This window comes from Aeromonas sp. HMWF014, from assembly GCF_963878295.1.
Lineage (GTDB): Bacteria > Pseudomonadota > Gammaproteobacteria > Enterobacterales > Aeromonadaceae > Aeromonas > Aeromonas popoffii.
The window spans coordinates 1-9,360 of the sequence record NZ_CAWNYS010000100.1 but is presented as its reverse complement, the minus strand read 5'-3'; the positions used below and the strand labels follow the sequence as shown (position 1 = coordinate 9,360).

At 60.2% G+C, this 9,360-nt stretch carries 9 protein-coding genes; 1 reads left to right on the top strand and 8 read right to left on the bottom strand.

Translation table 11 applies throughout. The annotated features are described in order from the left end of the window. Positions 1-62: 62 nt before the first annotated feature. Positions 63-476 (top strand): hypothetical protein, encoded by a 414-nt coding sequence (locus AAC083_RS03905; protein WP_108535858.1) that lies wholly within the window; start codon positions 63-65, stop codon positions 474-476. Positions 477-527: 51 nt separating this feature from the next. Here AAC083_RS03905 and AAC083_RS03900 read toward each other — a convergent pair whose 3' ends face one another. The 8 genes from AAC083_RS03900 to AAC083_RS03865 all read right to left on the bottom strand — a co-directional run. Then, the gene (locus AAC083_RS03900) at positions 528-1,832 is read right to left on the bottom strand and encodes an NAD(P)/FAD-dependent oxidoreductase (protein ID WP_108535857.1); all 1,305 of its coding nucleotides are present in this window, start codon (positions 1,830-1,832) and stop codon (positions 528-530) included. Between the two features lie 269 nt (positions 1,833-2,101). After that, positions 2,102-3,181, bottom strand: coding sequence for a class II fructose-bisphosphate aldolase (gene fbaA, locus AAC083_RS03895; RefSeq protein WP_108535856.1), 1,080 nt, complete (start codon positions 3,179-3,181; stop codon positions 2,102-2,104). A 116-nt stretch (positions 3,182-3,297) separates the two neighbouring features. Beyond that, positions 3,298-4,461, bottom strand: coding sequence for a phosphoglycerate kinase (locus AAC083_RS03890; protein ID WP_005318809.1), 1,164 nt, complete (start codon positions 4,459-4,461; stop codon positions 3,298-3,300). Between the two features lie 62 nt (positions 4,462-4,523). After that, a complete protein-coding gene (gene epd, locus AAC083_RS03885; protein ID WP_042033797.1) occupies positions 4,524-5,534 on the bottom strand; it encodes an erythrose-4-phosphate dehydrogenase in 1,011 nt (336 codons plus the stop codon). A 46-nt stretch (positions 5,535-5,580) separates the two neighbouring features. Then, positions 5,581-6,510: an ROK family protein gene (locus AAC083_RS03880; protein ID WP_108535855.1), complete on the bottom strand. Its 930-nt coding sequence runs from the start codon at positions 6,508-6,510 to the stop codon at positions 5,581-5,583. Positions 6,511-6,714: 204 nt separating this feature from the next. Next, on the bottom strand, positions 6,715-7,782 hold the full coding sequence (hemE, locus tag AAC083_RS03875; protein ID WP_108535854.1) for a uroporphyrinogen decarboxylase: 1,068 nt from the start codon (positions 7,780-7,782) through the stop codon (positions 6,715-6,717). Positions 7,783-7,927: 145 nt separating this feature from the next. Continuing rightward, complete coding sequence (gene nudC, locus AAC083_RS03870; RefSeq protein WP_108535853.1) at positions 7,928-8,707, bottom strand: NAD(+) diphosphatase; 780 nt, start codon at positions 8,705-8,707, stop codon at positions 7,928-7,930. A gap of 206 nt (positions 8,708-8,913) precedes the next feature. Beyond that, positions 8,914-9,360: aldehyde dehydrogenase family protein (locus AAC083_RS03865; protein ID WP_146181570.1), on the bottom strand; the 447-nt coding region annotated here is incomplete at its 5' end.

Genomic DNA, 9,360 nt, shown 5'->3' with positions numbered 1-9,360 from the left:
CTTGTATATGATCGGCAGCGTGGCAAAATTTGCCCCTCCCGTCTCATTCGTCCGGAGTTTTGATGAAAAAGTGGTTCATACCCCTGCTGGCCCTCTGGCTATCTGGTTGTTACGCAGGTCCCGGTGAAGAGGCGATCCAGACCCAGGTGACCGCCAAACTCCAGTCTGAAACAGACGACAATCTGTTCGAGATCAGTGACTTTGCCATTCTCGGCAAAGAAGAGCGGATGGAGGGGGTCTATCTGATCAAGGTGAGCTACCAGCTCCATTTCAAGCAAGGGCTGGATCAGTTGCGGGTGCAGCACGACGAGGACCTGGTCTATGACAGGGTCGGCCCCTTCCAGCAGGAGATGGGGCTGATGGAGCTGGAGCGCAAATACGGCGAGTTCGACGCGGGCCAGGTACTGCCCCAGCAGACCGACGTCTGGATGATGAAAACCGAACAGGGCTGGCGCCTGGCTGAGCCCGCTCACTAAACACCTATCCACCGGCCAAGGCTGCGTCTCTTAAGCTGTTTTTCTCGCCCCTTACAGCAGATCCTTCATCCGGTGCCACAACATCCCCAGTGCCAACAGCGGGGAGCGCAGCGCCGGGCCGCCCGGGAAGGTCATGTGGGGCACGCTGGCAAAGAGATCGAAACCCCGGCTCTCCCCTTTGATCGCCTCGGCCACCAGCTTGCCCGCCATATGGGTCGCGTTAAGACCGTGACCAGAATAGGCCTGGGCGTAGAGCACGTTGGGATATTCCTTCAAGCGGCCAATCTGCGGCAGCCGGTTAGCGCCGATCCCTATCATGCCGCCCCATTGAAACTCAATGGCGGTACCGGCCAGCTCGGGGAAGACCCGCAGCAGCTTGGGCAACATGAACGCCTTGATATCCTTGGGATCCCTTCCTGAGTAGTTGCAGGCACCGCCAAACAGCAGGCGCCCGTCGGCAGAGAGACGATAGTAGTCGAGCGCCACGTTTTGATCGCATACCGCCATGTTTTGCGGCAGCAGACGTTGGCGCAGCCGTTTTTCCAGCACTTCAGTGGCGAGAATATAGGAGCCGGCTGGCAGCACCCGGCCCCCCAGTTCGGGATTGAGGTCATTGAGGTAGGCGTTGCAACCGATAACCAGATAATCGGCAGTGACCCGACCGTGAGCTGTGGTCACCTCGACCCGTTTGCCGTAATCGATATGGGTCACTCTGGAGTGTTCAAACAGGGAGACCCCGAGGCTGGCAGCGGCACGCGCCTCACCCAGCGCCAGATTGAGGGGATGCAGGTGGCCAGAGCCCATGTCGATCATGCCGCCGATATAGCGATCAGACCCGACCACTGTGTGGATCTCCTCCCGTGGCACCAGCGTGATCTCGTGCTGATAGCCAAGGCCAGACAGATGCGCCGCCTCCTCTTCAAACCCGGCCAGATGACGCTGGCGGGTTGCCAGATCGCAGTAGCCCCAGGTGAGGTCGCAGTCGATGTTGAAGTGCTCGATGCGCTCTCGCACCAGCTGTACCGCCTCCAGCCCCATCAGATCCAGCTCGCGCACCCCCTGCTCGCCGATCCAGCGGGCAAATTGGCCGGTGTCGTGGCCGATGCCACGAATGAGCTGACCGCCGTTGCGGCCAGACGCCCCCCAGCCGATGCGGTTCGCCTCCAGCAGGACCACCTTGTAGCCCGCCTGTGCCAGGTTGATAGCGGTGTTGAGGCCGGTGAAGCCGCCACCTATGATGCAGACGTCGGCATTGAGCTCACCGCTGAGCTCGGGCCACTGTTGATTGTCGTTGCGGGTGGCCGCGTAATAGGAGGCGACGTGCTCCTGATGTCCGTTGTGCTTTCCTGCCTGCATACTCAGCATCCTGCCTTGGTAGCCCGACCTGCCCTCGATAATACCCAGCCCCCTACCCCCAATCTAGCCTCCGTGGATCACAGAAATGGAAAAGGCGTACCAAAGGACACCGTTTACTGCATTCTCGGTTTGAGGCAGGCCATCGAGAGGCCCATTCCCCCAGATACAACAGACACAGGAAAGGAGGTATCTGCTGCAATCAGGACCCTTACAAACACGAAAGGCGCCCCGAGGGGCGCCTTTGCAAGCAATCAAGATACGGTAACGAATTACAGTACGTTGATGGCGTTCAGGTCGGAGAAGGCTTTCTCCAGACGAGCGATCATGGCAGTCTGACCTTCACGCAGCCATACGCGCGGATCGTAGAACTTCTTGTTCGGCTTGTCAGCGCCTTCCGGGTTGCCCAGCTGGCCTTGCAGGTAAGCTTCGTTCTTCTGGTAGAACTTCAGCACGCCTTCCCAGGTTGCCCACTGGGTGTCGGTGTCGATGTTCATCTTCACGACGCCGTAGGAGATGGACTCGCGGATCTCTTCCAGAGTGGAACCTGAACCACCGTGGAATACGAAGTCCAGAGACTTGGCAGGCAGACCAAACTTCTCGGAAACGTGCTTCTGGGAAGCGTCCAGGATGGACGGGGTCAGCTTGACGTTACCCGGCTTGTATACACCGTGTACGTTACCGAAGGAGGCAGCGATGGTGAAACGCGGGCTGATCTTGGACAGACGCTCGTAAGCGTAAGCAACATCTTCCGGCTGGGTGTACAGGGAAGATTGATCCAGGTGGCTGTTGTCCACGCCATCTTCTTCGCCACCGGTGCAACCCAGTTCCAGCTCCAGAGTCATGTTCATCTTGGCCATGCGGGTCAGGTACTCGCAGCAGATGTCGATGTTCTCTTCCAGAGACTCTTCGGACAGATCCAGCATGTGGGAGGAGAACAGCGGCTTGCCGGTTTCAGCAAAGTGCTTCTCGCCCGCGTCCAGCAGACCGTCGATCCACGGCAGCAACTTCTTGGCAGCGTGGTCGGTGTGCAGGATAACCGGAATGCCATAGGCTTCGGCAACGGCGTGAACGTGCTTGGCACCGGAGATGGCACCGATGATGGCAGCCTTATGACCTTCCATCTTCAGACCCTTGCCGGCGGTGAATACGGCACCACCGTTGGAGAACTGAACGATAACCGGCGCCTTGACCTTGGCAGCAGCTTCCAGCACGGCGTTAACGGAGTCGGTACCAACGCAGTTGACGGCCGGCAGAGCGAAGCCGTTCTCTTTGGCGATGGCGAATACTTTCTGAACGTCATCACCAGTGATCACGCCGGGTTTTACGAAGTCGAAAATTTTCTTAGACATGTTTAATCGTCCTGTTCTCGTATGCCGTTAATAAAAAATGGGGGGTTCATCATGAACCGGCACAGCGGCCACATGATAAACGAAACGGGAGGCTTTTGCCCCCCGTCTCGGGTCAATTAGGCTTTGGCGCGCTGTTCAAGCATCGCAACAGCCGGCAGTACCTTGCCTTCTACAAACTCCAGGAAGGCGCCGCCGCCAGTGGAGATGTAGGAGACTTTGTCGGCGATGCCAAACTTGTCGATGGCGGCCAGGGTGTCACCACCGCCAGCGATGGAGAAAGCCGGAGAAGCAGCGATGGCTTCGGCAATCACCTTGGTGCCTGCGGAGAACTGGTCGAACTCGAACACGCCAACCGGGCCATTCCACAAAATGGTCTTGGCGTTCATGATGATGTCGGCCAGGGCCTTGGCAGAGTCAGGGCCGATGTCGAAGATCATGTCGCCGTCGGTCACGTCGGAGACGGACTTGATGGTGGCCGGAGTAGACTCGGAGAACTCGGTACCCACGACCACGTCGGTGGTGACCGGAATGTTGGTCTCGGCGGCCAGTTTCTTGGCGGTGTCGAGCAGGTCGTGTTCACACAGGGACTTGCCGACGTTGTGACCGGCAGCAGCGATGAAGGTGTTGGCGATGCCACCACCGACCACCAGCTGGTCTGCGATCTTGGAGAGGGACTCCAGCACAGTCAGCTTGGTGGAGACCTTGGAGCCGCCCACGATGGCAACCATCGGACGCTCGGGCTTGAGCATGGCTTTGCCCAAGGCTTCCAGCTCACCGGCCAGCAGCGGACCAGCACAGGCGATCGGGGCAAATTGAGCCACACCGTAGGTAGAACCTTCGGCGCGGTGAGCAGTACCGAATGCATCCATTACAAAGACGTCACACAGGGCGGCGTATTTTTTGGCCAGCTCTTCGGTGTTCTTCTTCTCGCCTTTGTTGAAACGGCAGTTTTCCAGCACAACCAGCTCACCGGCAGCGACGTCTACGCCATCCAGGTAATCCTTGGCCAGGCGGACCGGGCAGGACAGTGCGTCTTTCAGATAGTTGACTACCGGAGCCAGGGAGAACTCTTCGTTGTATTCACCCTCGGTCGGACGACCCAGGTGGGAGGTGATCATCAGCTTGGCGCCCTTTTCCAGAGCCAGTTTGATGGTCGGCAGCGTCGCCACGATACGTGCGTCGGAAGTGACCTTGCCGTCTTTTACCGGCACGTTCAGGTCAGCACGGATCAGCACGCGTTTACCCGCCAGATCCAGGTCGGTCATCTTGATAACAGACATATTCAGTCCTCTATATTTTCAGGTAATGTTAAAAACAGTAACCTTGTGCCCGGTGCAGACTCTCAGCCTGCGGCCATCATGGCCCGGGTGGTATCCAGCATACGGTTGGCGAAGCCCCATTCGTTATCGCACCACATCAACATCTTGACGAGGTTGGCATCGCTGACCCGGGTCTGGGTACCATCAATGATGCAGGAGTGCGCATCATGATTAAAGTCTACGGAGACCAATGGCTCTTCCGTGTAATCCAGAATACCGCTTAATGTACCTCTGGATGCCCGTTGCAGAGCTTGATTTACGTCAGTAACCGTCACTTTTTTACGAACAGTAATACTGAGATCCATTGCCGTTACGTTGATGGTCGGCACCCGTACCGCAATCGCCTCGAACTTGCCGGCGAAGTGGGGGAGGATTCGCTCCAACCCCTTTGCCAGCTTGGTGTCAACCGGGATGATGGACTGGCTGGCAGCACGGGTTCGACGCAAGTCACTGTGGTAGGCATCGATGACTTGCTGATCATGCATGGCCGAATGAATTGTCGTAATAGTACCACAATTTATCTCGAACTCTCGATGCAATGTTTCTATGACGGGCACCACGCAGTTGGTGGTACAGGAGGCGTTGGAGACGATCCGCTCCCGCCCCGTCAGCACCTGATGGTTCACCCCGTAGACGATGGTCGCATCCACATCCGCATCCGCCGGATGGGAGAAAAGCACCTTGCCCGCCCCCGCTGCCAGATGGCGTTCGGCATCGGCCCGCGAGCCAAATACCCCGGTGCAGTCCAGTACCACATCCACCCCCAACGCCCGCCACGGCAGGCTGGCCGGATCCCGCTCGGCAAACAGGGGGATGAGATCCTCCCCCACCAGCATGCTGCTGCCGGCCAGCTGCACTGGATACCGGAAGCGGCCGTGGCTGGTATCGAAACGGGTGAGGTGCACCATGGCTTCGGGCGCCGCCAGTTCGTTGATAGCAACGATCTTGATGGTCTTGTCGCGCCCGCTTTCATAGAGGGCTCGCAACACGTTGCGGCCAATCCGCCCGTAACCATTGATGGCAATCTTGATCATGGAAAAAGTGTGTCCTTAGCGACGGCAAAGAGGGCCGATGGATGGCTCACGACAGCAGGGCATCCTGGAATACGCCACGGGCCAGCAGGGCAGCCCCGAATACCCCGGCGCTATCCCCCAGGGCTGGAGCAATAATGGGGGTGGCGAAGCGGGGATTAAAGAGGAAGGGCAAAATTGTCTGCCGCCCAGCGCTGTAAAGGCTCTGCACGTTGCCGACCCCGCCGCCGATGACGATGACATCCGGATCCAGAATGTTGACCACGTTGGCCAGCGCCTGACCAAACAGCAGGTGCAGTCGGTCGAGGGTGAGCCTGGCCACGTGATCGTGGGCGCTGGCCGCCGCAATCTGGGCCAGCGACAGATGACGCTTGGCCTTGGCCTGATACCAGGCCTCCAGCGCGGGGCCGCTGATGAAGGACTCGACGCAACCGCGCTTGCCGCAATAGCACTCGGGCCCATCGGGGGAGAGCACATTGTGGCCCCACTCACCGGCGATGCCGTGGTGGCCATTGAGGATCTGGCCGTTGATGACGATGCCGGAACCGACCCCGGTGCCCATGATGATGCCGAACACCACGCGTGCAGAGGGATGGTGCTGGCGCACCGCCCCGAGATGGGTCTCCGCCAGGGCGAAGCAGTTGGCGTCGTTGGCAATCAGCACAGGCACACCCAGTTTAAGCTCCAGATCTTCCTTGAACGGCTTGCCATTGAGCTCTGTGGTGTTGCAGTTCTTCATCAGGCCGGTCTGGGGATCCCGCGCCCCCGGGGTGCCCATGCCCAGCACGGTCGGCCGCTGACCCAGCCTGGTGGCGCACTCGTCCACCAGTTTGGCGATCTGGCCGATCATGTGCTGATAGCCGCCCTGGCGCTCGGTGGGGATGCGGTGGCGCAGCAGCACCTCGTCGCCATCCAGCACCACGCATTCACACTTGGTACCACCGAGATCTATGCCCCAATCCAGTGATTTTTTGCTCATCTTGCCTCCTGCCATGACCAAGGATGCTGCCGCGAGGACGCTAGCTGTCCGCCTCACCTGCGACCGCTCATCTTGCTCTTCATTTACCCGCGAGTGTGGCGCAGTGTAACCCGAGCCGGGGCCGGGATGCAGCCCCAAACCACGGCAGGCCGGATAACAAAACGGGGCCCGCAGGCCCCGTTCTCATTGTGCTTTTTACCGGTCTCAGCGACCGTGGTACTGAGCCGACAGCTCGTGCACCGCATTGACAAACACGCCTGCATGCTCCGGATCCACGTCCTGATGTATGCCGTGACCCAGGTTGAAGACGTGGCCGTTGCCGCTGCCAAAGCCCGCCAGTATGGTGGCAACCTCTTCGCGGATACGCGCTGACGCGGCGTAGAGCATGGAAGGATCCATGTTGCCCTGCAATGCCACCTTGTCACCGACCCGGCGCTTGGCGTCTGCTATGTCTATGGTCCAGTCCAGCCCCAGCGCATCGCAACCCGTAGCGGCGATCTGCTCCAGCCACTGGCCGCCGTTCTTGGTGAACAGGGTCACCGGCACGCGGCGCCCCTCATTTTCACGGATCAGGCCATCGACGATCTTGTGCATGTACTGCAGGGAGAAATCGCGGTAATCCCGTGGGGTCAGCACGCCGCCCCAGGTGTCGAACACCATGACCGACTGGGCACCCGCCTTGATCTGGGCATTAAGATAGGCGATGACGCTGTCGGCCAGCTTGTCCAGCAGCAAGTGCAGTGTCTGCGGCTCGGCATACATCATCTGCTTGATCTTGGTGAAAGCCTTGGAGCTGCCCCCCTCCACCATGTAGGTGGCCAGGGTCCAGGGGCTGCCGGAGAAGCCGATGAGCGGCACCTCGCCCTTCAACTCGCGGCGTATGGTACGCACCGCGTTCATCACGTAGCCCAGCTCGTCTTCCGGATCCGGAATGGGCAGCGCCTGCACATCGGCCATGGATTTGATGGGACGCTCGAAGCGCGGGCCTTCGCCGTGTTCGAAGTAGAGACCCAGCCCCATGGCATCGGGCACAGTCAGGATGTCGGAGAAGAGAATGGCGGCATCGAGCGGATAGCGGCGCAGCGGCTGCAGGGTGACTTCACAGGCCAGTTCGGCGTTGCGGCACAGGGACATGAAGTCCCCCGCGACGGCGCGGGTCGCCTTGTATTCCGGCAGATAACGGCCAGCCTGGCGCATCATCCATACCGGGGTCATGTCCACTTCCTGGCGCAGCAGGGCACGCAGGTATCGATCGTTCTTCAGCTCTTTCATCCCAGTTCCTGAGTTCATATCACGCATAAAATGGCGGATATGATACCACTTTGTGCGTGACGCGGGGCGGCCCAAACGCCCGCCATGGCGCTTCAAGTGCAAAGATGTGAAGGGGCGCAAACAAGCGCCCTGTTTTTTATCGCCGTCAGTGCACTTCGCTCAGACTCTGCTCGATGAGCCGCCGCGCTATGGTGCCGTGCGGGGGCAGCCGTGGCAGCCGGTCTGCCTCAAAGAAATCGGCGTCCACCAACTCCTCATCCTGCACCCGGATCTCGCCGCTCTCATAGTCGGCGGTGAAGCCCATCATCAGGTTGTGGGGGAAGGGCCAGGGCTGGCTCGCCACGTAGCGCACGTTGTGCACCCGGATGCCACTCTCCTCAAACACCTCCCGCGCCACACACTGTTCCAGGTTTTCACCCGCCTCCACGAAGCCGGCCAGCACGGTATACATGGGGTCATCCGCCTGATAGTGACGGCGATGGGCCGCCAGCAGGATCGCCGGCCCCTTGCGCACCGCCACTATGATGCAGGGGGAGATGCGCGGGTAGACGACGTGACCATGCTGGCACATCTGTGCCCACTCCCCGCTCTTGGGCGCCATGGGGGCACCGCACTCGCCACAGAAGCGATGGCTGCGGCGGAAGGTGGCCAACTGCCAGGCTCGGCCCCCAAGCCGAAAGCCCTCTTCATCGCCGGCCACCATCAGTTGGCGCAGCGGTATGAGCCGACTGGTGTCGGCCTCAGCACCCAGCGCCAGCAGATAGCAGGGCAAACCGCCCCACTCATCAAAATGCTCAAAGGTGGCGCGTTGCAGATGAGCGGGCAGGCTGGCGCGAGGGCCTTGTGGAATGCGCCCCTGTTCATCCAGCAGGACGAGGTGATCGCCCCCCAGCACGAACCAGCGGGCCTGTTCAGTTAATGGCATCAGATGAACACTCTTGTTGCGATGTCAGATGAGAATGGCTTGCCCCGCATGATGCACCGGACGCGGCCCGGTGAAAAGTGACGAGTCGCGACCATATTACGACCGCTTGGGCCCGCTGGCGACCCCAAGATGGCAGCCCCGGGGGCAAGAGACGACCAATAGAAAGGCCGCCCGCAGGCGGCCTCAAGGTGGGTTCTCAATGCCGATCAGGCATCGCCCATTGCCAGCAGGGAAGCGTTGCCGCCCACCGCAGTGGTGTTGATGGTGCGGGTCTTTTCGGTCACGAAGCGGCCAAGGTAGTGGGGGCCACCCGCCTTGGGACCGGTGCCGGAGAGCCCTTGCCCGCCGAACGGCTGCACCCCGACCATGGCGCCGATCTGGTTGCGGTTGATGTAGACGTTGCCCACGTTGATGCGGCTGGCCAGCTCCTCGGCATAGGATTCGTTACGGCTGTGGATCCCCAACGTCAGGCCGTAGCCGGTGCCGTTGATATCTGCGATCACCTTGTCCAGATCCTTGGCGGCGTAGCGCACCACGTGCAGGATAGGGCCGAACTGCTCCTTCACCAGCTCGCTGATGGAGCCGATTTCCAGCGCCGTCGGCTGCACGAAGTGACCCGCCAGGGTCACGGCCGGCATGGGTGCCTGAGCGAT

Bases quoted from the DNA above. Each gene is read 5' to 3' on its own strand.
- hemE (WP_108535854.1), bottom strand. From the start codon at position 7,782: ATGAAAGAGCTGAAGAACGATCGATACCTGCGTGCCCTGCTGCGCCAG.
- epd (WP_042033797.1), bottom strand. From the start codon at position 5,534: ATGATCAAGATTGCCATCAATGGTTACGGGCGGATTGGCCGCAACGTG.
- AAC083_RS03880 (WP_108535855.1), bottom strand. From the start codon at position 6,510: ATGAGCAAAAAATCACTGGATTGGGGCATAGATCTCGGTGGTACCAAG.
- fbaA (WP_108535856.1), bottom strand. From the start codon at position 3,181: ATGTCTAAGAAAATTTTCGACTTCGTAAAACCCGGCGTGATCACTGGT.
- AAC083_RS03905 (WP_108535858.1), top strand. From the start codon at position 63: ATGAAAAAGTGGTTCATACCCCTGCTGGCCCTCTGGCTATCTGGTTGT.
- AAC083_RS03890 (WP_005318809.1), bottom strand. From the start codon at position 4,461: ATGTCTGTTATCAAGATGACCGACCTGGATCTGGCGGGTAAACGCGTG.
- nudC (WP_108535853.1), bottom strand. From the start codon at position 8,707: ATGCCATTAACTGAACAGGCCCGCTGGTTCGTGCTGGGGGGCGATCAC.
- AAC083_RS03900 (WP_108535857.1), bottom strand. From the start codon at position 1,832: ATGCAGGCAGGAAAGCACAACGGACATCAGGAGCACGTCGCCTCCTAT.